Source organism: Nocardiopsis coralliicola (assembly GCF_054779695.1).
The window spans coordinates 16,065-39,955 of record NZ_BAAGXT010000052.1; the positions used below are offsets into that span (position 1 = coordinate 16,065).

The following is a 23,891-nucleotide window of genomic DNA, read 5'->3' on the forward strand; positions in this document are numbered from 1 at the left end:
GAGGCGGAGGCGGAGATTCGGCGGTGCGGCGGGGTCCTTGGGCACAGGAGGCTGCCGCGCCGCCGGTGCTGACCGCCCCCCTGGCCCGGACGGGCGGCCCCGAAGGATGGCTGCCGCGCCTCTGCCCGGCTGGCGGCCCTGGGCCCTGCGCCGGCGCTGCGTCAACGGCGGCGCCCCCGAAGCGGACCGGTAGCGCGCGGCGGTGGCTCCCGCAGCGGGCAGCCGCGTCCGATGGCCGCCGCGGTCCTGGCGCTCGGCCCGGTCTCGGCGGCCACCGGCGTGCCGCTGCTCGGCGGAACCGCCGGCGGCCGCCGGCCTGAGGTGTCCGCAGGCCGGCCGCCGCGGGGCGGCGCTCCCGCCGGCGCTCCCCCGGACGGGGCGGGCGCCGGGGCCCTAGAAGGGGTACCGCTCGATGTCGGCCTGCATGGTGACCCACTGGGTCTCGGTGAAGGCCTCCAGGTTGGCGGCGGTACCGCCGAAGCGGGAGCCGGTGCCGGAGGCGCCGACGCCGCCGAAGGGGGCGACGGCCTCATCGTCGACCGTCTGGTCGTTGATGTGCACCAGCCCGGCCGGGATGCGGTCGGCCAGCTCCATCCCGCGCATCGGGTTGCCGGTGAGCACGCCCAGCGACAGGCCGTACTCGCCGCTGGAGGCCAGCGCGGCCGCCTCGTCGAGGGTGTCGAACCGGACCACCGGGGCGACCGGGCCGAACACCTCCTCGGCGAAGGCCGGCGACTCCGGGGTGACCCGGTCGAGCACGGTCGGCCGGTAGAGCAGCCCGTCGTAGGTGCCGCCGGCGGCGAGCACGGCACCCGCATCCACGCTGCGGGTGACCAGGGAGTGCACGTGGTCGCGCTGGCCCGCGTCGATGATCGGGCCGAGCGGGGTGCCGTCCTTCTCGGGGTCGCCCACCGGGATCTGCGCGGCCTTCTCGGCCAGCTTCTCCACGTAGGCGTCGGCGATCGAGGAGTGCACGATGTGCCGGCCGGTGGTCATGCAGATCTGGCCCTGGTGCAGGAAGGAGCCCCACGCGCCGGCGGAGGCGGCCCGGTCCACGTCGGCGTCGTCCAGCACGACCAGCGGCGAGTTCCCGCCCAGCTCCAGGTGGACCCGCTTGAGGTGGCGGCCGGCCGCCTCGCCGACCTTCCGCCCGGCCGCGGTGGACCCGGTGAAGGAGATGACGCGGACGTCGGGGTGGGCCACCAGCTCCGCACCGGCCTCGGCGCCGCCGGGCAGCACGTGCAGGACGCCCTCGGGCAGGCCGGCCTGCCGGAACACCTCGGCGATCACCGCGCCGCCGGAGACTGCGGTGCGCGGGTCGGGCTTGAGCACGACCGCGTTGCCCAGCGCCAGCGCGGGCGCGACCGAGCGCATGCCGAGGATGAGCGGGAAGTTGAACGGCGCGATGACGCCGACGACGCCGGCGGGCACGCGGCGGGACAGGCTCAGCCGCGGTTTGCCGGACCGCAGCACCTCGCCGATCGGCTGCGAGGCGAGCGCGGCCGACTCGTAGCACTCGGTGACGGCGAGGTGGTTCTCGAAGCCGGCCTTGCCGGGGCCGGAGCCGGCTTCGCGGCTCAGCCAGCCGGCGATCTCGTCGGCGTGTTCCTCGAACAGCGCGCCGGCGCGGCGCAGCACGGCGGCGCGCTCCTCGTAGCCGGCGGAGGCCCAGCCGCGCTGGGCGGATGCCGCGGCGGCGGCCGAAGCGGCGACGTCGCCGGCAGCGGCGGCGCCGATCCTGCCGATTTCGGCGCCGGTGGCGGGTGCGGTGACCGGCGCGTCGCCGCCCTGGGCGGGGGTCCAGGCGCCGGTGAAGACGTTTCCGGTCCAGTTCTCCGGGTCGAGCAGGGACAACGTCGCCTCCAGATGGGTGGGGTGGGGCTGGTGGTGCGGGCGGTGGTGCCGGGGGGGGCGGGTCTTCTCGCGCTGCCCGTGCGGGAGAAGGGAGTCGGGGGCCGGGCGAGGGTCCGGTGCGGACGGTGGCGGGGAGCCGGCCGGGCCGGTGGGAGCCCGGCCGGGTGCGGGGATGCGGCGGCGGGCGCCGCCGGCCGGAGCTACCGGTCCGCCGTTCCGCGGCCGCGCAGTGCGGTCCCCGGAGCAGCCGGCGCGGTCGCCTGACACCGGTGGCGGAGGTCGTCGAGGGGGGCGCACGCCGGGGCCCGCAGCGTTCGGGGACGGGGTCGGGGCGGCTCGGTGGGCGGGGACTGCGGGGATGGGCGGGAGGGTGGACGGGTGGTGGGGTCCGGCCTCCCGCCCCGGACGTGCGGGGGCGGGAGGCCGTGTGGACGGCCGGCCCGGCGGAGCGGGCCGGAGCCCTCCCGGCGCGTCCGCCGTGCACCGGGTCCCTAGGGCCGGAACACGCGGTCCGCGCCCGGGTCGACGGCGATGTCCAGGACCAGCGGTTCGGTGCGGTCCCGCAGGGTCGGGACCACCTCGTCGAGGGCCGCATCCAGCTCCTCGGCGGTCGCCACCCGGCGGGCCGGGCAGCCGAACCCGCCGGCGAGTGCGGACAGCGAGACGTCGGAGAAGTCCGGCCACGGCGGCTTGCCGCCGCGGGCATCGGCGAGCCGGTCCATGATGGCGTAGCGCCCGTTGGACAGCACCACGAACAGGACGCCCGCGCCGTACCGGGCCGCGCTCCACAGCGCCTGCACCTGGTAGAGCGAGGAGCCGTCGCCGACCACCGCCACCACCGGCCGGTCCGGCGCCGCCATCCGCACGCCCGCCGCGGCGGGCAGGGCGAAGCCGAGGCCGCCCATCGCCGCGGACAGGAAGCCCATCGGGCGCCGCGCCGGCAGCAGCCGGTGCAGGTCGGGCCGGCTGGACGGGGTCTCCTCGACGACCACCGTGTCCGGGTCGAGCCGCGCGGCGAGCGCGGTGAGCACCCGGTTGGGGCGCAGGCCCTGCGGACCGTACTCCTCGGCGTCGGCGGCGAGCGGGCCGGGTACCGGGTGCGCGGCCGGGCCGCCCTCCCGCGGGCGCACCGCGTCGGCGAGCCGCTGCAGCGCGGGCGCCACCGGCGCGAGCACCGCCAGCTGCACGGGGCTGCGGCGCGCCTCGGCGGGGTCGTCGGTGAGGATCGCCAGCGCCGTCCCGTCCTCCGCCAGCGGGCCCTCGGTGAAGGGGTACTGGCGGAACACCGGGGCGCCGACGGAGACGACCGCGTCGTAGGGGGCGAGCACCTCCCGCAGCCGCGGCCGGTCGGCCGGAAGGAACCCGGCGAACAGCGGGTGGTCCTGCGGGAAGCCGGCGCGGGCGCCGAAGCTCTCCTGGAAGACCGGTGCGCCGATGCGCTCGGCGAGCGCGGTCAGCGCCGCCCACCCGTCCGCGCTGTCGGTGCCGGCGCCGGAGACCAGGGCCGGCGCCGCCGCGCCGTCGATCAGCGCGGCGAGCTCGGCGACATCGCCGGCCTCGGCGGTGGCCGAGCGCACCACGCGCGCTGCGGCGGCGCGGCCGTCCGCACCGCCGGCCGGTGCGCCCCAGTCGCCCTGGGGAACGACCACGATGGCCGGGCCGCGCGCCTGCTCGGCGGCGTGCCGGGCGCGGACCAGCGCCGAGGGCACGTCCTGCGGGACGGCGGGCTCCTCCACCAGGACCGGGTAGTCGCCGGCGAGGTCGCGCAGCCGCCCGGTGAGGAACGGCTCCAGCGCCAGGTGCCGGCGGTCCTGCTGGCCCACCAGGACGACCAGCGGAGCGCGGTTGGCCCGGGCGGTGGCCAGAGCGCCGACCGCGTTGCCGAGCCCGGCGGTGGTGTGCAGCTGGACGAGGGCGGCGCGCCCGCGCGCCAGTGCCCAGCCGGTGGCCATGCCGACGACGGAGCCCTCGTGCAGGGCGAGCACGAACTCGATGTCGCCGGGCAGATCGGTGAGGAACGCGACCTCGGTGGAGCCGGGGTTGGCGAAGACCGTCGTCAGGCTGTGCTCGCGCAGCGCGTCCAGCGCCGCGTCGCGGACGGTGCGTCCGGCGTCTGCGCCGCCGTCGGCGGTCATCGGGCCACCCCTTCGGCCGCCGCCTCCGCGGGCCCGTTCTTCGCGGCCTGGATGCGGGCGTAGACGTGCGCGCGCAGCTCGGCGAAGTGCGGGTCGGAGCGGGTGGCGAGCTGGTCGCGCTCCTCGGGCAGGTCGATGGCCACGTCGTCCTGGACGACCGTGGGCGAGGACGACAGCACCAGCACCCGGCCGCCGAGGTAGACGGACTCGTCGATGTCGTGCGTCACGAACAGCACCGTCATGGAGAACTGCTTCCACAGCCGGCGGACGAGGTCCTCCAGGTCGGCGCGGGTCTGCGCGTCGACGGCGGCGAACGGCTCGTCCATCAGCAGCACGCGCGGCTCGTAGGCGATCGCGCGGGCGATGGCGACACGCTGCTGCATGCCGCCGGAGAGCTCCCAGGGGTGCGCGTCGGCGGCGTGGCCGAGGCCGACCGCCTCCAGCGACTCCTCGATGAGCGCGGCGCGGCGCTTGCGGGGCAGCCGCTTCTCCTTGAGCGGCAGCTCCACGTTGCCCTTGACGGTGAGCCAGGGGAACAGGCTGCGGCCGTACTCCTGGAAGACCACGGCCATGTCCGGCGGCGGCCCGGTGACCGCCTTGCCGGAGAGCGCCACCGTGCCGGCGGAGGGCTCCATGAGGCCGGCGATGCACTTGAGCAGCGTCGTCTTGCCGCAGCCGGAGGGGCCGACGAGGCAGGTCAGCTCCCCCTCGGCGAGGGAGAAGGTGAGGTCGCGGACGGCTTCGACCTCGCGGTCGCGGCCCCGGTAGATCTTCTGGAGTCCGGTCACGTCAAGCATGGGCGGTTCCCTGTACGGAGGGGGTGGACGGGGGCGGTCACCGGGTCACTCCCCGCGCGCTGCGGCGCGGACGCCGCGGTGCCAGGCGAGCAGGCGGCGCTCGGTCAGCGCGAACGCGGCGGAGAGCACCACGCCGAGCAGGCCGAGCAGGAGGATGCCGGTCCACATCTCGGGGATGGCGAAGCCGCGCTGGAACTGGACGATGGCGAAGCCCAGTCCGCTGGAGCTGGCGAACATCTCGCTGATCACCATGAGGATGATGGCGATCGACAGCGCCTGGCGGAGTCCGGCGGCGATCTGCGGGCTGGCCGAGCGCAGCACCAGCGTGGTGAGGCGGCGCCGGCCGCGGACGCCGTAGACGCGGCAGGTCTCGCTGAGCACCGGGTCGACGGCGCGCACGCCCTCGATGGTGTTGAGCAGCACCGGCCACAGGCAGCCGGAGACGATGACGGCGACCCGCATCGAGGAGTCGAGGCCGACGAGCAGCATCAGCAGGGGCACCAGGACCGGCGGCGGGATGGCGCGCAGGAACTCCAGCACCGGTTCGGCGAAGGCGCGCAGCCGGGGGGCGAGGCCGAGCGCGATGCCCAGCGCGACACCCAGCACCGCGGCCAGCGCGAAGCCGGTGAGCAGCAGCACGATGCTGGGGACGGCGTCGGTGCGGAACCGCTCGCCGACCCAGACCTCTCTGAAGGTCGTGGCGATCACGTCGGGCGTGGGCATGTAGTACAGCTGGCCGCCGGCCGCGACCGCCCACCACACGCCGATGAGGACGGCCGGCAGCAGCAGGGCGCGCGCGACGGCGCCCGCGGCGCGGCGCAGCGGGCTGCGGCGCGCGGCACCGGATGCTCCCGGGGCCCGGGTCCGGGCGGTGGCGGCGGTCATACGGCGGCCTCCCCGCGGATGGAGGGGTGCCACCGCAGGACGCGGCGCTCGACGGCGCGGACGCCGACGTTGACGGCGACGCCGAGCACGCCGGTGGCGACGATCAGGGCGTAGACGACTGCGGGCGCCCCGCTGGACTGGGCCACGGAGATCTCCTGCCCCAGGCCGGGGCTGCCGATGGTGAGCTGGGCGGTGATGGTGAGGATCAGCGCGACGGCCGCGCCGAGCCGGACACCGGTGAGCAGGTAGGGCAGCGCGGTCGGCCACATGATGTGGCGGATGCGCGCCCACCGGCCCAGCCCGTAGCTGCGGGCGGTCTGGTCGGCGACCGGGTCGATGTCGGCCACCCCGTACAGCACCTGGATGTAGACCTGCCAGAAGGCGGCGTAGACGACCAGGAGCAGCGTCGATTCGAGGCTGGTGCCGTAGATCAGGATGGCGAGCGGGATGAGCGCCACCGACGGGATCGGCCGCAGGAACTCGACCGTGGACGCGGTGAAGGCGCGCAGCACCGGCACTGCGCCGATGGCGAAGCCGAGGACCACGGCGGCCGCGACGGCGATCGCCAGGCCGATGCTCCAGGCGGTGACGGTGTCGGCGACCGCGATCCAGAAGCCTTCCGTCCCGGCGCGCTCGATCAGGGTGGCGAGCACGGTGGAGGCCGGCGGCAGGTAGTCGGCCGAGACGGCGCCGGTGCGCGGCACCGCCTCCCAGACGAGGAGGAACACGGCCACACCGAGCGCGCCCAGGAGCGCGGTGCCGCCGCCGCGGCGGGCCCGCCGGACCCGCTGCGGAGCGGGTTCGGCGGGCGCCGCCGGGGGCGCGGGTGCGGCCGGTGACTGCACGGTCACGACCGGCCGGGGAAGAGCGCTTCGAGGTCGGCCGGGCTGTCGATGAGCCCGTCGTCCTCCATCATCCCGGAGACGGTCTCCACCGACTCCATGTTCGGCTCCGGCGGGAAGGCGGGCAGCCGGATCTCCTCGATGAGCGCCTCGTCCATGTCGGTGTAGGTGCCGAGGATGCGCCGCACCTCCTCCGGGTTGGAGTCGGCGTAGGAGAGGGAGTGGTTCATCGCGGTGGTGAACTTGTCCACCAGCTCGGGGTCCTGCTGGGCGACCTGCTGGCTGGTGAAGTAGACCGCGATGGTGAGCTCTTCGTGGGCGTCCACGAAGTTGGAGGCGATCTCGGTGGCGCCGCCCTCGATCGCGGTGGTGAGGAACGGCTCGACGATCCAGGCGGCGTCGACCTCGCCCTTCTCCACCGCTGCCGGCATGTCCGGGAACGGCAGCTCCATGAACTTGATGTCGGAGGGGTCGCCGCCGGCCTCGCGCACGGAGTTGCGCACGGTGGTGTCGCCGATGTTCTCCAGGTTGTTCACCGCGACGGTCTTGCCCTCAAGCTGCTCGGGGCCGGTGATGGAGCTGTCCTCGGGCACCACGATGCCGCCGAAGTCCTCGCCGTCCTTGCCGGTGGAGGAGACACCGTTGGTGACCACCTCCAGCGGCAGGTCCTCGTTCTGGGCGACGATCAGCGAGGTGACGTTGCCGAAGGCGAAGTCGAAGTCGCCGCTGACGACGCCGGGAACCGCCTGGGCACCGCCGCTGGTGTTGGTGACCTCGACGTCGAGCCCCTGGGTCTCGAAATAGCCCTGGTCGATGCCGAGGTGGAGCGGTGCCACGTCGACGATGGGGATGGCGCCGACGGAGACCTTGGTCAGGCCGTCCTCGGTCTCTTCGTTTCCGCCACCGCAGGCGCTGGTGGAAACCAGCAGCACCGCGGATCCGGCCGCGGCGAGGAGTCTGCGACGCATCGGGCTCTCCTTCAGAATATGGGTCGGGGGGAGTGGGGGTGCGGAGCTGAGAATAGGGGGTGGCGCAGAGCCTGGCGGGGCGCGGGATTCCCGTGAGGCGCAGCCGCTGCTGCGGGAGAGCGCCGGGACGCCGGTGCTGCGGAGGCGATTCGCTGGTGACCCGCCCCACTGCACCGATTGTGCGTCTTGCGAACGATTGTTCTGATCGCGAACGTAACCGATCTCACATCGCCCGTCAACTCATTCTGGGGCCGCGGCCGCGACGCCCGCCAGGGCACTCCGCCCCGGGTCACGGGGGTAGCACGATGGGCTCACCCGGTCGTCGGGCGATCCTCCGCCCGCTTTCGCCGCGGCCGCGCTGTTCGTTGTGAGAACATCGCCGAAACCCGCCCGGATACCCCGGAGAGAGCCGACGATGACCGAGACCGATCCCCCCGCTCCGGCCGACGAGGCGCGCGGCGACCACTTCGTGCGGTCGCTCGAACGCGGCCTCGCCGTGATCCGCGCGTTCTCCGACGAGCGGCCGGAGATGACGCTCAGCGAGGTCGCCCGCACCACGGGGCTCACCCGCGCCGCCGCCCGCCGGTTCCTGCTGACCCTGGTCGACCTGGGCTATGTGCGCTTCGACGGCCGGCTGTTCGCGCTCGCCCCCCGCGTCCTCGACCTCGGCTACGCCTACCTGTCCGCCGCGGGCCTGCCGGAGGTGGCCCAGCCGCACCTGCAGGCGCTCGCCGCCGAGGTGCGCGAATCGTCCTCGGTGTCGGTACTGGACGGCGACGCCGTGGTCTACGTGGCCCGCGCGGCGACGTCGCGCATCATGACGGTGGCGATCAGCGTGGGCACCCGCTTCCCCGCCTGCTTCACCTCGATGGGCCGGGTCCTGCTGACCGACCTGCCCCGCGAGGAGCTCGACGCCTACCTCGACCGGGTCGCCCTGCCCGCGCTCACGTCGCACACCGTCACCGACCGCGCCGCGCTGCGCACCGAGATCGAGCGGGCCCGCACCCAGGGGTGGGCCATCGTCGACCAGGAGCTGGAGGAAGGGCTGCGCTCGATCGCGGCACCGGTGAAGGACCGGGACGGCCGCGTCGTCGCCGCGGCCAACATCTCCGCCCAGGCCAACCGCCGCTCGGTCCAGGGCCTCCGCTCCGACCTGCTGCCGGAGCTGCTGGCCACCACCGCGCGCATCGAAGCCGACCTCGACATCGCCACCCGGACGGCCTCCCGCGGAGCCTGACCGACCCGCCGGTGCGCCCCGGCCCCGCCCCGCCGGCGCGCACCGGCCGCGCGGCCGGACCCTTGACCCGGGCCGCGGGCGTGGCTAACGTCTGCCGAGAAGCGTTCGCATTGAGAACACTAATTCGGCATACGAACGAAGGGTGGATCTATGATCGTGCCGCTGGACGAGGGCGTCCGCCTGCTCGTCCACGACGGGGACACGGTCGCGCTGGAGGGCTTCACCCACCTGATCCCGGTGGGCGCCGGCCACGAGATCATCCGGCAGGGCCGCAGAGACCTGACGCTGGTGCGCATGACCCCCGACATCGTCTACGACCAGCTGATCGGCGCCGGCTGCGCCCGCAAGCTGGTCTTCTCCTGGGGCGGCAACCCCGGCGTGGGATCGCTGCACCGGTTCCGCGACGCCGTCGCCAACGCCTGGCCTGCTCCGCTGGAGATCGAGGAGCACAGCCACGCCGGGATGGCCAACCGCTACGTCGCCGGCGCCTCGGGGCTGCCGTTCGCGGTGCTGCGCGGCTACAGCGGCACCGACCTGGTCGGGCAGACGCCCACCATCAAGCCGATCACCTGCCCGTTCACCGGCGAGGAGCTGGCCGCCGTGCCGGCCCTCAACCCGGACGTGGCGATCGTGCACGCCCAGCGCGCCGACCGGCACGGCAACGTGCAGATGTGGGGCATCACCGGCATCCAGAAGGAAGCCGTGCTGTCCTCGGAGCGGTCCCTGGTGACCGTCGAGGAGATCGTCGACGAACTCGAACCCGTCGCCGGACAGGTGATCCTGCCCGCGCGCACCGTGACGGCCGTGGCGGTGGTGCCGGGCGGCGCACGCCCCTCCTACACGCACGGCTACTATGCCCGCGACAACGCCGCCTACCGCGACTGGGACGCGGTGAGCCGGGACCGCGACCGGTTCGCCGACTGGCTCCGCGACGAGGTGTTCGGCGCGGCGCCGGCAGCACCATCGGCACCGGCCGGTTCCGGCCAGCCGGCCGCCGGCCGGCAGCACGGAGAGGACACGGCATGACCGCCCCCGCCCCCAGCGGCACCCGCGCCTACACCGCCGACGAGATCATGACGGCCACCGCCGCCCGCGCCCTGCGCCCGGGCACCGCCTGCTTCGTCGGCATCGGCCTGCCCAGCACCGCGGCCAACGTCGCCCGCCGCACGCACGCCCCGGACCTGTGGATGATCTACGAGTCGGGCACTCTGGGCGCCGCTCCGTCGACGCTGCCGCTGTCCATCGGCGACGGCGAACTGGCCGAGACCGCCGACACCGTGGTGCCGGTGCCCGAAGTGTTCAACTACTGGCTGCAGCCGGGCCGGATCGACGTCGGCTTCCTCGGCGCCGCCCAGATCGACCGGTACGCCAACATCAACACCACCGTCATCGGCGACTACGCCGACCCGAAGGTGCGGCTGCCCGGCGCCGGCGGCGCACCCGAGATCGCGGCCAACTGCCGCGAGGTGATCGTGATCGTGCGCCAGTCGGTGCGGACGTTCGTCTCCGAGGTCGACTTCACCACCTCGGTCGGCCACGGCCGCGGGCCGGGCGACCGCGAGCGCCTCGGGCTGCGCGGCGCCGGTCCGACCCGGGTCATCACCGACCTCGGCGTCCTGGAGCCCGACCCGGCCACCCGCGAGCTCACCCTCACCAGCGTGCACCCCGGGGTGACCGCCGAGGAGGCCCGCGCCGCCACCGGCTGGGACCTCGCGGTCGCCGCCGACCTGGCCGAGACGCCCGAGCCCGACGCCGAAACCCTCGCCGTGCTCCGCTCACTCACCGCCCGCGGCTGACCGGCACCGCTCCCCGACCGCCACCGCCCGCAGCGCACCCCCTGGAGGCCGCCGCCATGACCGACGCCTACGTGATCGACGCCGTCCGCACCCCGTTCGGCAAATACGGCGGCGCGCTGTCCGGGGTCCGCCCCGACGACCTGGCCGCGCACACGGTCCGCGCACTCGTGGACCGCGCGCCCGACCTGGACCCGGCCGCGATCGACGACGTCTACTTCGGCGACGCCAACGGCGCCGGCGAGGACAACCGCAACGTCGCGCGGATGGCGGCGCTGCTGGCGGGGCTGCCGGTGACCGTGCCGGGCGCCACCCTCAACCGGCTCTGCGGCTCGGGGCTGGAGGCGGCCATCGCCGCCAACCGCGCGGTCGCCGTGGGCGACGCCGACCTGGTGCTGGCCGGCGGCGTCGAGTCGATGAGCCGCGCACCGTGGGTGCTGCAGAAGCCGGCCAAGGGCTTCCCGGCCGGGCACGAGACGCTGCACTCGACCACGCTGGGCTGGCGGATGACCAACCCGCGGATGGACCCGGCGTGGACGGTGTCGCTCGGCGAGGCCACCGAGCAGATCGCCGCGGAGTTCGGCATCGGCCGCGCTGAGCAGGACGCGTTCGCGGCGCGCAGCCACGCCAACGCGGCGGCGGCGTGGGAGCAGGGCCGGTTCGCCGACCAGATCGTGCCGGTGCCCGGCGCGGAGCTGGAGCGCGACGAGAGCATCCGGGCGTCCACGCCCCAGAAGCTGGCCGGGCTGCGCCCGGCGTTCCGGCCGGACGGCACCATCACCGCCGGCAACGCGTCGCCGCTCAACGACGGCGCCGCAGCCGTGCTCATCGGCTCTGCCGAGGCGGCCCGCGCCGCGGGCCGGGAGCCGCTCGCCCGGATCGTGGCGCGCGGCGTGGCCGGGGTCGAGCCGCACCGGTTCGGCGTCGGCCCGGTCGCGGCGGCCGAGACGGCGCTGCGCCGGGCCGGCATCGGCTGGGGCGACCTGGCCGCGGTCGAGCTGAACGAGGCGTTCGCCGCCCAGTCGCTGGCCTGCCTGCGCAGCTGGGACGGGCTGGATCCGGAGATCGTGAACCCGGACGGCGGCGCCATCGCCATCGGCCACCCGCTGGGCGCCTCGGGCGCGCGCATCCTCGGCGCGCTCGCGCACGCGCTGCGCCGCCGCGGCGGCGGGTGGGGCCTGGCCGCGATCTGCATCGGTGTCGGCCAGGGCCTCGCCATGGTACTGCAGGCATAGCGGCGCACGGCACGGCAGCACCGCAGCTTCCCCGGTTCCGCAGCAGGGCCGGGCAGCAACCGCCCGGGGCGCCCGCCCCGGGCGCCGAGATGCACAGAAGGCACACCATCATGAGCGAGGGACCCACCCCGGAGGCGGCCGCCTCCGCCCCGCCGGGAACGCAGAGCTACCTGCGCGACCACGCCGTCCATCCGCCGCTGGACTATCCCGGCTACGGCAGCACCGCGCTGCGCCACCCGCAGCGCCGCCTGGAGCTGCTCCCGCACCTGCTCACCGAGGTGACCGGGCCGCTGCTGGGCGAGGACCGGATCGGCGACCTGGACAACGACCTCACCCGCCAGCACCGCGGCGAACCGCAGGGGCAGCGCATCGTGGTGCACGGGCAGGTGCGGGACAGCGACGGCAGCCCGGTGCCGCACACGCTCGTCGAGATCTGGCAGGCCAACGCCGGCGGCCGCTACCGGCACACCGGCGACAACTGGCCCAGCCCGCTCGACCCCAACTTCACCGGCGTGGGGCGCACCGTGACCGACGCTGCGGGCCGCTACGAGTTCACCACCGTCCAGCCGGGCGCCTACCCGTGGAAGAACCACGACAACGCGTGGCGGCCGGCGCACATCCACTTCTCGCTGTTCGGGCGCGCCTTCACGCAGCGGCTGGTCACCCAGATGTACTTCCCGGGCGACCCGCTGTTCTTCCAGGACCCGATGTGGAACTCGATCCCGGACGAGGCGGCGCGCGAGCGCCTCGTGGCCCGGTACGACCACGCCGCGACGCGGCCCGAGTGGGCGCTGGCCTTCGCGTGGGACATCGTGCTGCGCGGCCGGGACTCGACCGTCTTCGAGAACGAGCTCGCTGTGGAGGACGACGACGAATGAGCACCGCAACCGGATCCGGCGCCGCACCCGCCGCGGACGCCGGCGGCACCGCCCCGGGCGCGCCGCTGCCGCCGACCACGCCGTCCCAGACGGTCGGCCCCTACCTGCACATCGGGCTGCCCTGGCCGGACGGCCCCTACGCGCTCGCCGAAGACGCGCCGGGCGGCGTGTGGATCACCGGGGTGCTCACCGACGGCGCGGGCGCGCCGGTCGGCGACGGGCTGATCGAGACCTGGCAGGCCGACCCGGACGGCCGCTTCGACCACCCCGACGACCCGCGGGGCGCGGTGCAGCGCCCCGGGTTCCGCGGGTTCGCGCGCTGCGCCACCGACGCCGGGGGGCGGTTCGCGGTGTACACCCTCAAGCCGGGCCCGGTGCCGTCCCCGCACGGGCTGCAGGCTCCGCACATCGACGTGTCGGTGTTCGCGCGCGGGATGCTGCACCGCACCGTCACCCGCATCTACTTCCCCGAGGAGGCGGCGGCCAACGCCGCCGACCCGGTGCTGTCGTCGATCGGCGACGCCCGGGCCCGGGAGACGCTAGTGGCGGCCGCCGCGCCGGACGGCTACCGGTTCGACATCCGCTTGCAGGGGGACGGGGAGACTGTCTTCTTCGACATCTGAGGCGCGCTGCTGCGGCGGGGCGCGCCGGGCCGGTGCCCGGCAGCAGGAAAGGGAGTGCGATGGACAGCCTGACCGGCGTCGCGGGGGCGATGTTCGCCCGCGGCCCGGCCGCCGAGCAGACCGGGGACGCGGCGTGGCTGCGGGCCCTGCTCGACGCCGAGGCCGCCCTGGCCCGGGCGCTCGCCCGCGCCGGCCTGGCCTCCGGTGCGCACGCGCAGGCGGTCACCGCCGCCTGCGCGGACCTGGACCTGGCACCGGAAGCGGTCGGCGCCCGCTCCGCTGACGCCGCCAACCCGGTGGTGCCGCTGGTGAAGGCGCTCACGACCGCGGTCGGGGACGCGGCCGGCCCCGATGCCGCCCGGCACGTGCACCAGGGGGCGACCAGCCAGGACATCATGGACACCGCGGCGATGCTGGTCGCCCGGCGCGCCGGTGCCGCGGTGCGCGCGGAGGCCGATGCCGCTGCGGACCGCCTGGCCGGGCTCGCCGCCGCGCACCGCGGCACCGTGATGGCCGGCCGCACGCTCCTGCAGCAGGCGCTGCCGACCACGTTCGGGCTGGCCGCCGCCGGCTGGCTGACCGGCCTGCACACCGCCTCCGCGGCGCTCGGCGATGCCCTGGACGCCGCCCCCGCGCAGCTCGGCGGCGCCGCGGGCACGCTCGCCTCGCTCGGGTCCGACGGCCCGGCGGTGGCAGCGGCGTTCGCGGACGAGCTCGGCCTGGCCCGGCCGCCGCTGCCGTGGCACACCGACCGGGGGCCCGTCACCGCGATCGCCGCGGCGCTGGCCCGGACCGGCGGGGCGGCGGGCAAGGCGGCCGGCGACATCGTGCTGCTCGCCCAGACCGAGGTCGGCGAGGTCACCGAGGCGGGCGGCGACGGCGTCGGCGGCTCCTCCACCCTGCCGCACAAGCGCAACCCGGTCGCGGCGGTCTGCGCGGTGTCCTGCGCCGAGCAGCTGCCCCCGCTGGCCGCAGCCCTGTTCAGCGCCCAGCTCCACCAGCAGCACCAGCGCGCCGCCGGCGGCTGGCAGGCGGAGTGGCCGGCGCTGGACCGGCTGCTGCGCGGCACCGGCTCGGCGGTGTCCTGGCTGTCGGCCTCGCTGGACCGGCTCCGGGTGCACCCGGAGCGCATGCGCGCCAACCTCGATCTGACCGGCGGCTTCCCGCTGGCCGAGCGCGTCGCCACGGACCTGGCCCCCGAGCTCGGACGGCTGCCGGCGCACGAGCGGGTCCAGGCGGCGTGTGCGGCGGCCGCGGCGGACGGTACCGGTCTGGCGGCGGCTCTGGCCGAACGGCTGCCCGCAGCCGGACCGGGGCACCGGACACCGGAGCAGATCGCCGCGCTCCTCGACCCGGCCGGCTACCTCGGCTCCGCGGACGCGCTGACCGCGGCCGCGCTGGAGGCCGCGGGACGGCCGGCGCCCGCGCCGCCGTCCTGAACGGCCCGGCCGCGGCCCGCCGGTGCAGAGCGGAGCGCCGTGCGGGCTGTCCGCCGGGGCGCGGAACCGCGGCCGCGGGAGCGCACCGGACCGGCAGCGGCAGCGGCACTGCCCGCGAGTAGAGCAGACCCCCGAACGAGCAGCAGACGCCCCCAGACCAGAGATGAGGACCGCATGGCGATCGACGTCCACTACCGGGCCGACGGCCCCGCGGACGGGCCGCCCGTCGTGCTCGCCGGCTCGCTCGGCAGCAGCCTGGACATGTGGGAGCCGCAGCTCGCGGCCCTGACCGGGGCGGGGTTCCGGGTGGTGCGCTACGACCACCGCGGGCACGGCGGCTCCCCGGTCCCGGACGGCGCCGGTTCCACCTCCGTCGCCGACCTGGCCGGCGACGCGCTGCGGCTGTTCGACCGGCTCGGCCTGGAGCGGGTCCGCTTCGCCGGGCTGTCCCTGGGCGGCATGGTGGGCATGCACCTCGCCGCGCACGCCCCCGAGCGGATCGAGCGCCTCGCGCTGCTGTGCACCGCGGCCCGGCTCGGCACTGCCGAGTCGTGGGGCGAGCGGGCCGCGGCCGTCCGCGAGGAAGGCACCGCAGCGGTCGCGGACGCGGTCGTCGGCCGCTGGTTCACCGAGGGCTACGCCGCGGCCCACCCGGAGGTGGTGGAGCGGATGCGCGCCATGGTGGCGGCGACACCGGCCGCGGGCTACGCGGCGTGCTGCGACGCGATCGGCGCCATGGACCTCACCGGCGGCCTCGGGCGGATCTGCGCGCCGACGCTAGCCATCGCCGGCCCGGACGACCCGTCAACACCGCCGCCGCAGCTCCGGGCCATCGCCTCCGCCGTTCCCGGTGCGCGGGCGAGTGTACTGCCCGGCGGGGCGCACCTCTCCTCGTGGGAGCGCCCCGACGAAGTGAACGCGCTGCTCGTCGAGCACTTCTCCTGACACACCGCCGCTCCCCCGCCGCCCGCGCCGCAGCGGCACCCGACCGAGAGGACCCCCATGGCCGACCCCGCGAACGAGGCCCACGCGGCACTGGACGGCACCGACGCCGGCCGCCGCTCCGCCGGCATGGACGTGCGCCGCAGCGTACTCGGCAGTACCCACGTCGACCGCGCCTCGGCCGCCGCCGACGGGTTCAGCGCGCCGTTCCAGGACTTCATCACCCGCTACGCCTGGGGCGAGATCTGGACCGACACGACGCTGGACCGGCGCACCCGCAGCTGCATGGTGCTCACCGCCCTGGTCGCCAAGGGCCACTGGGACGAGCTGGCGATGCACGTCCGCGCCGCCAAGCGCAACGGGCTCTCCGACGACGAGATCCGCGCGGTCTTCCTGCAGGCGGCCGTCTACTGCGGCGTGCCCGCGGCGAACAAGGCGTTCGGCATCGCCCGCCCCGTCCTGGACGAGATCCGCGAGCACGGCCTGCCGGACTGACCCGGCGGGCCCTCCCGGCGCCTGCCGCTCCCCCTCCCCTCCACCCGCACCGCAGAAGACCGAGGTCTCGACCATGCGCACCACCGTCGGCATTATCGGAGCCGGCCCCGCCGGGCTGTTCCTCTCCCACCTCCTCCACCTGCAGGGCATCGACTCCGTCGTGCTGGAGCGGCGCGACCGCGCCTACTGCGAGGCCCGGCAGCGGGCCGGCGTCGTCGAGCACGGCGCCGCGGCAGCGCTGCGCGCGGCCGGAGTCGGGGAGCGGATGGACCGCGAGGGCGCGGTGCACGACGGGGTCGAGTTCCGGTTCAACGGGCGCGGCCACCGCATCGACTTCCAGGGCCTCACCGGCCGGCACGTGGTGGTCTACGCCCAGACCGAGATCGTCAAGGACCTCATCGCGCGGCGGCTCGCCGACGGCGGCGACCTCCGGTTCGACACCGAGGCCACCGCGATCGAGGACATCGGCGGCGACGGCACCGGCGGCGGGGGCCCCGCGCGCATCCGGTTCGTGCAGGGCGGCCGCGAGCAGGTGCTCGACTGCGACCAGGTGGTGGCCTGCGACGGCTTCCACGGCATCGGCCGCCAGGCGCTCCCGCAGGACCGGGTGCGCACCTTCGAGCGCACCTACCCGTTCAGCTGGCTGGGCATCCTCGCCGACGCGCCGCCGGCGATCGACGAGCTGATCTACTCCCGCCATGCGCGCGGATTCGCGCTGTACAGCATGCGCACGCCCGAGGTGAGCCGGCTCTACCTGCAGGTGCCCAACGGGACCGACCCGGCGTCCTGGACGCACGCGCAGATCTGGGACGAGCTGGACACCCGGCTCGCCCTGGAGGGCTCGGACTGGCGCCCCGCCCGCGGCGCGGTCACCGACGTCGGGGTGACGCCGATGCGCAGCGTCGTCACCGAGCCGATGAGCCACGGCCGGCTCTTCCTCGCCGGCGACGCGGCGCACATCGTGCCGCCCACCGGGGCCAAGGGCCTCAACCTGGCTCTGCGCGACGTCATGCTGCTGGCCGACGCACTGACCGCGTGGCACGGCGGCGTCCCGGGCCCGCTGCGGGACTACGGCGCCACCGCGCTGCGCCGGGTGTGGCGGGCCGAGCACTTCTCCTGGCTGATGACGTCGATGCTGCACGTCGATCCGGACGCCTCGCCGTTCGACCACCGCATGCAGGAGTCCCAGCTGGACTACATCGCCTCCTCCGCGGCGATGTCGGCGTCGATCGCGGAGAACTACACCGGGCTGCCGCAGATCTGAGCGCGCCCCGCCCGCGGCCGGAGAGGGGGCCGGCGGCGGAGCCTGCCCGGATTCCGCCGCCCGCCCCATCCTGAATGACCAACCAGTTTGGTCGCAACATCGCAGACAGACCGCATTTCAACGCGCCTGTTGGGCACTTTCGGCCCGCCTTCGCGTTGCGATAATCGCGACGGCGGGGTACGGTCGCCAACCGTGAGCGAGCCGAGGGACCCCCAGGCGGGACTGCGCGGCCGGGTCCGCGATCTGATCCGGCGCTCCGGGCGCCCGCAGCGCGAGTTCGCGGCGGGGATGGGCCTGGAGCCGACCAAGCTGTCCAAGTCGCTGAACGGCACGCGGCGGTTCACCCCCGAGGAGCTCGTCCGTATCGCGGACGCGGCCGGCGTCACCGTGAACTGGCTGCTGAACGGCACCGCGCCGGTGAAGGCGGTCTCGGCCGACCCGCCGGGCGGCACCCTGCCCGCGGCGCCGCCCCCGGACGCGGCGGACCGGCGTGCGGCCCGCGACCACGGCCGCCGTCGGCAGATCATCGACGCGGCCTGGCAGCTGATCGCCGAGCGCGGCTACCACGCGGTACGCACCAGTGACGTGGCCGAGGCGTGCGGGATCTCCGGCGCCACCATCCACTACCACTTCCCCACGCTGCGCGACCTGCTCGATGAGACGCTGCGCTCCTCGGTCAAGCAGGCGTTCGACCGGCAGGTCGCCGCACTGCACGGCCTCACCGACGCCCGCGAGCGGCTGCACCGGCTGATCGCCCTGCAGCTGCCCTCGCCGGGCCACCTGACCCGCGAGTGGTCGATCTGGCTGCAGGTATGGACCGAGAGCGCGCTCCACCCGGAGCTGCGCGGCCTGCACGCCGCCTCCTACCAGCGCTGGCACGACACCATCGCCGGCACGCTGGCCGACGGCGCCGCCTCCGGCGCCTTCCGGTCCGACCTCGATCCGGAGTCGATGACGGTGCGGCTGACCGCGCTCATCGACGGCCTCGGCATCCAGGTGCTCACCGGCCGGCCCGGCCGCTCCGCCGAGCGGATGCGCGCCGAGCTCTCCGTGTTCGTCGCCGACGAGATCGAGGCCCGCCCGCCCCACCCGCACACCGGGCCGCTCCCCGGCCCGCGCAACGCAGAACGGGAGTCTCCGTGAACGAGACCATGAACACCGAGGTCATCCTGACCGCCGCGCTGACCGGCGCCGGCGACACCGTGGGCCGCAGCCCGCACGTGCCGGTCACCCCGGCCCAGATCGCCGCCTCGGCGGTGGAGGCCGCCGAGGCCGGCGCCAGCGCCGTGCACATCCACGTGCGCGACCCCGAGACCGGTGCGCCGTCCCGCGACAACGCCCTCTACCGGGAGGTCGTCGAGCGGATCAAGGAGACCGGCACCGACATCGTCATCAATCTGACCGCCGGCATGGGCGGCGACCTGGAGATCGGCACCGGCGACCCGTTCGCGTTCGGCGCCGGCACCGACCTGGTCGGCGGCCTGGAGCGGCTGCCGCACGTGGAGGAGCTCCTCCCCGACATCTGCACGCTGGACTGCGGCACGCTCAACTTCGGCGACGGCAGCAACGTCTACATCTCCACCCCGGACATGCTGCGCGCCGGCGCCAAGCGCATCCAGGAGCTGGGCGTCCGCCCGGAGCTGGAGATCTTCGACACCGGCCACCTCTGGTTCGCCAAGCAGATGTACGCCGAGGGCCTCATCGACGACCCGAGCATGTTCCAGCTGTGCACCGGCATCCCCTACGGCGCACCCGCCGACCCGGGCGTGCTGCAGTCGATGGTGCGGCTGCTGCCGGCCGGCGCCGAGTGGGCGAGCTTCTCCATCGGCCGCATGCAGATGCCGTGGGTGGCGCAGTCGATCCTGCTCGGCGGGCACGCCAGGGTCGGCCTGGAGGACAACCTCTACCTGAGCCGCGGCGTGAAGGCCACCAACGGCCAGCTGGTGGAGAAGGCCCGCGGCATCATCGAGGCGCTCGGCGCCCGCGTGGTCAGCCCGGACGAGGCCCGCACCCAGCTGAAGCTGCGCAGCGCCGCGGCCTGACCGCGGGCCCTCCCCTACTGCGGCGCCCGCCCCCCGCGCCCGCATCTCCGCCCCCCGCTCCCGGAACATCCCCGCACGATTAAGGATTCGCGCATGCCCGAGCCCACTTCCGTCGCCGCCCCGGTCGACCCCGGCCAGGTGCGCACCGTCGCCTGCATCGGCGCCGGCGTCATCGGCGGCGGCTGGGTCGCCCACTTCCTCGCCCGCGGCTACGACGTGGTCGCCTGGGACCCGGCCGACGACGCCGAGGAGCGGCTGCGCTCGCTGGTCGACTCCGCCTGGCCTGCGCTGGAGCGGCTCGGCCTGGCGCCCGGCGCGGCGCCGGACCGGCTGACGGTCGCGCCCACCCTGGCCGAGGCGGTGTCCGGCGCCGACTTCGTCCAGGAGAGCGCACCCGAGCGGCTCGAACTCAAGCAGAGCCTGCTCGCCGAGATCGACGCCGCGACGCCGGCCGGCGTGGTCGTCGCCTCCTCCACCTCCGGCTACTCGATGACCGAGATGCAGGTGAAGGCGGCGGACCCGGGGCGGCTGGTGGTCGGCCACCCGTTCAATCCGCCCTACCTGGTGCCGCTGGTCGAGGTGGTCGGCGGCGACGCCTCCGACGCCGCCGCGGTGCGCTGGGCCGCGGAGTTCTATGCGGCCGCCGGCAAGGAGGTCATCGAGATGGACCGGGAGCTCCCCGGTTTCATCGGCAACCGGATCCAGGAGGCGGCCTGGCGCGAGGCGCTGCACATGGTCGCCGAGGGCGAGGCGACGGTCGAGCAGATCGACCGCTCGATGACCGCCGGCATGGGTCTGCGCTGGGCGTTCTTCGGTCCCTGCCTCACCTTCCACCTGGCCGGCGGCGAGGGCGGCATGGCACACATGCTGGACCACTTCGGCCCGTCGCTGAAGTCGCCGTGGACCCGGCTGGAGGCGCCCGAGCTCACCCGCGAGCTGCGCGACGCGATGGTGGCCGGCACCGACGAGGTCGTTGCGGGCCGCTCCACCGAGCGCCTCATCGAGCAGCGCGACCGCCGCATGATCGCGGTGATGCGGGCGCTGGCCGAGGTGGACGCCGCCGAAGCGGCCGAAGCCGCGGGCGCGCAGCAGGACGGTCCGGCGTGACCGGCGCGCCGGCCGTGTACCGCACACCAGTCCGGCCCGAGTGGATCGACTACAACGGCCACCTCAGCGAGGGCTACTACGTCCTGGTGTTCGGCTTCGCCACCGACGCCCTGATGGACCGGGTGGGCTTGGACGCCGCCTACCGGGAGGCGACCGGCTGCTCGCTGTACACGGTCGAAGCGCACGTCCGCTACCTGAGGGAAGTGCCGCCCGGCGCCGAGCTGGAGGTCGCCACCGCGGTCGCGGCGGTGGAGGGCAAGAAGCTGCGGCTCTGCCACACGCTGCTGGTGGACGGCGCCGAGCGGGCCACCGAGGAGCTCCTCGCGCTGCACGTGGACGGCGTGTCCGGGCGGTCGGCACCGTTCCCGGACGACGTCGCCGCGCGGCTGGCCGCGCTGTCGGCGCCGCTGCCCGACTGGGCCGGCCGCGCCATCACCGGCCCCGCGCCCCGGGGCTGAGCGGAGCGCCGCCGGGCCCGGCAGGAGGCTCAGCGAAGGGACGGGGCCGGCGCGCGGCGCGCCGGCCCCGCCGCATGCCGCTCCGGACTGCGGCCTCCGCGCAGGCCGGCCGGGCCGCGGGACCGGTGCTGGGGAGGGCCGGAGCGCCTTCCGGACGCGCCCCAGGACACGGACCGGTCACGCCGGTTACCAACGGCACTTGTGCGCATTACACTCCGAGGCGTAGTCGCACCCCCAGCGAGCGCGGAGGCAGGTGGCCGATGCCCGGAATCGACCCGCCGGAATTCCTGAAGAACTCGGCGCAGAAGTACCTCAGCCTGCCCGACATCGACATGGAAGAGCCGTCGGTCGCCCGGGTGTACTCCTACTATCTCGGCGGCAAGGACCACTTCGAGGCCGACCGCCGGATGGCGCGCTACGCGGAGAACGCCGTGCCCGGCGTCACCGACCTCGCGCTGGGCAACCGGGCGTTCGTGCAGCGGGCCACCCGGTACATGGCCGGCGAGGCGGGCCTCGACCAGTTCCTCGACATCGGCTCCGGGCTGCCCACCGACGGCAACGTCCACGAGGTCGCCGCCGAGACCGCGCGCAAGTTCGGCCGCCCGGCCCCCTGCGTCGTCTACGTCGACCACGACCCCATCGTGCTCGCGCACGGCCGGGCGCTGCTGGAGGCCGACACGGTCACCTCCGTGGTCCGCGGCGACCTGACCGACGCCGGCGGACTGCTGGCGGCGGCCACCGGCACCGGGCTGCTCGACCTCGACCGCCCGGTCGCGCTCGTACTCGGCGGCATCCTGCACCACCTGGCCCCCAGCGAGGACCCGGCCGCGTGCAGCAAGGCGATCCTCGACGCACTCCCGTCCGGCAGCCACGTCGCGATCAGCCACTTCCACTGCCCCACCCCCGAGGACGACGCCGAGGGCAACCGGCGCGCCGTCGCGCTGCAGCGGGCGTTCCTGGAGAGCCTCGGCAAGGGCTGGTGGCGCAGCGCAGCGGACATCACCGAGTACTTCCACGGCTGGGAGCTGGTCGAGCCTGGCCTGGCCCCGCTCAACGACTGGCGGCCGGCCGAATCGGGGGTCAGCCGCGGCACCTACACCATGCCGGCCCGCAACCGGGCGCTCATCTCCGGCGGTGTCGCCCGCAAGCCGTAGCCCCGGCCCCCCGCCCGCTGGGCCAGACCCGCCCGCGGCCGCGCGGCATCCGCCGCACGCGTGGTCGGCCCGGCTCCGCCCTGCCGGAGGCCGGCCGCAGCCAGGCCGACCGGCGCAGCCGGGGCGCAGGGCGCACGAAGAGCGGGCCCCGCCAGATCTCTCTGGAAGGACCCGCTGCGTTCCTGCTCCCGCGACTGGACTCGAACCAGTAACCTGCCGGTTAACAGCCGGCTGCTCTGCCGATTGAGCTACGCGGGATGGCTTTTCCGCCGCTGCCGGGGCCCTGCCCCGTTGGCGACGCGTCTTACTCTAGCGCACCTGGCAGCGTGCTCGTGACAGGTTTCCGGGCCTGCAGCGGGGTACCGTCAGACCCATCGTCGGTACCGAGACCGAGAACCGACACCGAGAGGGGTCCCATGCGTTACCGGATCACGTTCGCCGCCGGACTCGCGGTGGGGTACGTCCTGGGTACCCGCGCCGGCCGCGAGCGCTACGAGCAGATCGCGCGCACGGCGCGCAAGGTGGTGTCCAGTCCCGCGGTGCAGAACGCCGCGGGCACGGTGGGCGGGCAGGTTGCCGGGGCCGGGCGGGCCGTCTACCACAAGGTGGAAGAGCGGCTGCCGGTCACGTCGGCGCGCGACTTCTTCGGGCGGCCCAGCGCCGAGGAGGAGGCCGAGATCGACATCGTCCTCGGCACGGTCCCCGAGCAACAGCACCGCTGACGGACCGCGCGGCCCGCCGGCACAGGCCGCAGGGGCAGGGCCCGGCGCACTGCGCCGGGCCCTTCGCGCACCCCGGCACGCTCCCGCCCGGGCGCAGCGGGGCGCCGCCCCCTAAACTGAAGCCATGCGTTGGCTGCGCCGCCTCGGACCCGACCCCCTCCCCGCCGGGGTCCGAGCAGGACTGCGCACCGAGCGGGGGGAGCGCGTACTGGCCCACTCCGCGCCCCTGGAGGGCGGCGCCGGGTACCTGGTCGCCACCACGCTCGCGCTGCACCTGCCCGGCGGGCGGCGGGTGCCCTGGCAGGAGATCGACCGCGCGCACTGGGACGACGACGGCCTGCACGTTACCGAGGCCGGCCGCGGCGAGCAGGTGGTGGCCGCCGGCGATCCGGGGCAGCTGGCCGGAGTGGTCCACGAGCGGGTCACCGCCACCATCCTCGCCTCGCACCGCGTCACCGTGCCCGGCGGCGGAGTGCGCCTCGTCGCGCGCCGCAGCCCCGGCGGCTCGGCGGTGGAGTGGCGGTCGCATCCCGAGGAGGGGGTCGACGCCGCGGCGCCGGAGGTGCGCGCGGCTGTCACCCGGGCGCTTGCGGCGCTCAGGGAGGGGACCGGAGTCTGAGACTCCCCCGGGGCCCGTTCCGGTTCCACTGCCGACCGGACGTGGACGAATCGACGAATTCCATCGGCCCCCAGGACATTTTGCTGCCGCTGAGGCCCTACGGTTGGGGGAGAAAGCCGGTCGTCGGCCGGGCTCGCGCCGCTCGCGCGCGGTCGAGTGCATCCGCGACGATCCCCCAGGCGGCGGCGATCGGCCTGATCGTGAGCCGCGTCGACGACAGGAGCAGTATGGGGTCTCCCAATCCGCCCGTTCCGCCCCCCGGCCCCAACGACCCCTACGGTGCGCACAGCTCGTTCCCCGGGCACGGCACGCCGACCGGTCCGGGCGCGCCGCAGCGCCCCGGCGCCCCGACGCCGGGTGCCGGCACCCCGTGCGCCGGCGGCCCGGGCGGCCCGCCCCCGG

General features: G+C 75.3%; 23 protein-coding genes and 1 tRNA gene. 17 read left to right on the top strand and 7 right to left on the bottom strand.

Features of this window, described 5'->3' with window-relative positions; genetic code table 11:
• Positions 1–393: 393 nt before the first annotated feature.
• The 6 genes from ACYVGT_RS24645 to ACYVGT_RS24670 all read right to left on the bottom strand — a co-directional run bounded on the left by ACYVGT_RS24645 (position 394) and on the right by ACYVGT_RS24670 (position 7,481).
• Positions 394–1,854, bottom strand: coding sequence for a benzaldehyde dehydrogenase (locus tag ACYVGT_RS24645; RefSeq protein WP_460862790.1), 1,461 nt, complete (start codon positions 1,852–1,854; stop codon positions 394–396).
• Positions 1,855–2,345: 491 nt separating this feature from the next.
• A complete protein-coding gene (locus tag ACYVGT_RS24650) occupies positions 2,346–3,989 on the bottom strand; it encodes a thiamine pyrophosphate-dependent enzyme (protein ID WP_460862791.1) in 1,644 nt (547 codons plus the stop codon).
• Positions 3,986–4,786, bottom strand: coding sequence for an ABC transporter ATP-binding protein (locus ACYVGT_RS24655; RefSeq protein WP_460862792.1), 801 nt, complete (start codon positions 4,784–4,786; stop codon positions 3,986–3,988). The genes ACYVGT_RS24650 and ACYVGT_RS24655 overlap by 4 nt, the downstream gene beginning before the upstream one ends.
• A 45-nt stretch (positions 4,787–4,831) precedes the next feature.
• Positions 4,832–5,671, bottom strand: coding sequence for an ABC transporter permease (locus ACYVGT_RS24660; RefSeq protein WP_460862793.1), 840 nt, complete (start codon positions 5,669–5,671; stop codon positions 4,832–4,834).
• Positions 5,668–6,522 carry an ABC transporter permease gene (locus ACYVGT_RS24665; protein WP_460862794.1) on the bottom strand — a complete coding sequence of 285 codons (855 nt, stop codon included), beginning with the start codon at positions 6,520–6,522 and terminating at the stop codon, positions 5,668–5,670. The genes ACYVGT_RS24660 and ACYVGT_RS24665 overlap by 4 nt, the downstream gene beginning before the upstream one ends.
• Positions 6,519–7,481 carry an ABC transporter substrate-binding protein gene (locus ACYVGT_RS24670; protein WP_460862795.1) on the bottom strand — a complete coding sequence of 321 codons (963 nt, stop codon included), beginning with the start codon at positions 7,479–7,481 and terminating at the stop codon, positions 6,519–6,521. Before ACYVGT_RS24670 ends, ACYVGT_RS24665 begins: the two co-directional genes overlap by 4 nt.
• A 415-nt stretch (positions 7,482–7,896) precedes the next feature.
• Between ACYVGT_RS24670 and ACYVGT_RS24675 the strand changes: the two genes are divergently transcribed.
• The 15 genes from ACYVGT_RS24675 to ACYVGT_RS24745 all read left to right on the top strand — a co-directional run bounded on the left by ACYVGT_RS24675 (position 7,897) and on the right by ACYVGT_RS24745 (position 22,148).
• A complete protein-coding gene (locus ACYVGT_RS24675) occupies positions 7,897–8,718 on the top strand; it encodes an IclR family transcriptional regulator domain-containing protein (RefSeq protein ID WP_460862796.1) in 822 nt (273 codons plus the stop codon).
• Positions 8,719–8,868: 150 nt separating this feature from the next.
• Entirely contained in the window at positions 8,869–9,744 is an 876-nt protein-coding gene (locus ACYVGT_RS24680; protein WP_460862797.1) for a CoA transferase subunit A, read from the top strand.
• Positions 9,741–10,514 (top strand): CoA-transferase subunit beta, encoded by a 774-nt coding sequence (locus ACYVGT_RS24685; RefSeq protein ID WP_460862798.1) that lies wholly within the window; start codon positions 9,741–9,743, stop codon positions 10,512–10,514. The genes ACYVGT_RS24680 and ACYVGT_RS24685 overlap by 4 nt, the downstream gene beginning before the upstream one ends.
• A gap of 56 nt (positions 10,515–10,570) precedes the next feature.
• Positions 10,571–11,746 carry a thiolase family protein gene (locus ACYVGT_RS24690; RefSeq protein WP_460862799.1) on the top strand — a complete coding sequence of 392 codons (1,176 nt, stop codon included), beginning with the start codon at positions 10,571–10,573 and terminating at the stop codon, positions 11,744–11,746.
• 110 nt (positions 11,747–11,856) lie between these two features.
• Positions 11,857–12,624 (top strand): protocatechuate 3,4-dioxygenase subunit beta, encoded by a 768-nt coding sequence (pcaH, locus tag ACYVGT_RS24695; protein WP_460862800.1) that lies wholly within the window; start codon positions 11,857–11,859, stop codon positions 12,622–12,624.
• A gap of 65 nt (positions 12,625–12,689) precedes the next feature.
• A complete protein-coding gene (gene pcaG / locus ACYVGT_RS24700) occupies positions 12,690–13,247 on the top strand; it encodes a protocatechuate 3,4-dioxygenase subunit alpha (protein ID WP_460862813.1) in 558 nt (185 codons plus the stop codon).
• A gap of 59 nt (positions 13,248–13,306) precedes the next feature.
• Entirely contained in the window at positions 13,307–14,686 is a 1,380-nt protein-coding gene (locus ACYVGT_RS24705; protein ID WP_460862801.1) for a lyase family protein, read from the top strand.
• Positions 14,687–14,860: 174 nt separating this feature from the next.
• The gene (pcaD, locus tag ACYVGT_RS24710) at positions 14,861–15,631 is read left to right on the top strand and encodes a 3-oxoadipate enol-lactonase (protein WP_460862802.1); all 771 of its coding nucleotides are present in this window, start codon (positions 14,861–14,863) and stop codon (positions 15,629–15,631) included.
• Between the two features lie 57 nt (positions 15,632–15,688).
• A complete protein-coding gene (gene pcaC, locus ACYVGT_RS24715) occupies positions 15,689–16,123 on the top strand; it encodes a 4-carboxymuconolactone decarboxylase (RefSeq protein ID WP_460862803.1) in 435 nt (144 codons plus the stop codon).
• 73 nt (positions 16,124–16,196) lie between these two features.
• The gene (locus ACYVGT_RS24720) at positions 16,197–17,387 is read left to right on the top strand and encodes a 4-hydroxybenzoate 3-monooxygenase (RefSeq protein ID WP_460862804.1); all 1,191 of its coding nucleotides are present in this window, start codon (positions 16,197–16,199) and stop codon (positions 17,385–17,387) included.
• Between the two features lie 192 nt (positions 17,388–17,579).
• Positions 17,580–18,530, top strand: coding sequence for a TetR family transcriptional regulator C-terminal domain-containing protein (locus ACYVGT_RS24725; protein ID WP_460862805.1), 951 nt, complete (start codon positions 17,580–17,582; stop codon positions 18,528–18,530).
• Positions 18,527–19,429 carry a beta-keto acid cleavage family enzyme gene (locus tag ACYVGT_RS24730; protein WP_460862806.1) on the top strand — a complete coding sequence of 301 codons (903 nt, stop codon included), beginning with the start codon at positions 18,527–18,529 and terminating at the stop codon, positions 19,427–19,429. Before ACYVGT_RS24725 ends, ACYVGT_RS24730 begins: the two co-directional genes overlap by 4 nt.
• Positions 19,430–19,522: 93 nt before the next feature.
• Positions 19,523–20,536: a 3-hydroxyacyl-CoA dehydrogenase NAD-binding domain-containing protein gene (locus ACYVGT_RS24735; protein ID WP_460862807.1), complete on the top strand. Its 1,014-nt coding sequence runs from the start codon at positions 19,523–19,525 to the stop codon at positions 20,534–20,536.
• Positions 20,533–20,994, top strand: coding sequence for a thioesterase family protein (locus tag ACYVGT_RS24740; protein ID WP_460862808.1), 462 nt, complete (start codon positions 20,533–20,535; stop codon positions 20,992–20,994). The genes ACYVGT_RS24735 and ACYVGT_RS24740 overlap by 4 nt, the downstream gene beginning before the upstream one ends.
• 260 nt (positions 20,995–21,254) lie before the next feature.
• A complete protein-coding gene (locus ACYVGT_RS24745) occupies positions 21,255–22,148 on the top strand; it encodes an SAM-dependent methyltransferase (protein ID WP_460862809.1) in 894 nt (297 codons plus the stop codon).
• Between the two features lie 185 nt (positions 22,149–22,333).
• Here ACYVGT_RS24745 and ACYVGT_RS24750 read toward each other — a convergent pair.
• A tRNA-Asn gene (locus ACYVGT_RS24750) sits at positions 22,334–22,406 on the bottom strand.
• Between the two features lie 158 nt (positions 22,407–22,564).
• On the opposite strand from ACYVGT_RS24750, the gene ACYVGT_RS24755 reads away from it, so the two are divergent.
• Complete coding sequence (locus ACYVGT_RS24755; protein WP_460862810.1) at positions 22,565–22,870, top strand: hypothetical protein; 306 nt, start codon at positions 22,565–22,567, stop codon at positions 22,868–22,870.
• A gap of 124 nt (positions 22,871–22,994) precedes the next feature.
• A complete protein-coding gene (locus ACYVGT_RS24760; protein ID WP_460862811.1) occupies positions 22,995–23,489 on the top strand; it encodes a hypothetical protein in 495 nt (164 codons plus the stop codon).
• Positions 23,490–23,891 lie beyond the last annotated feature (402 nt).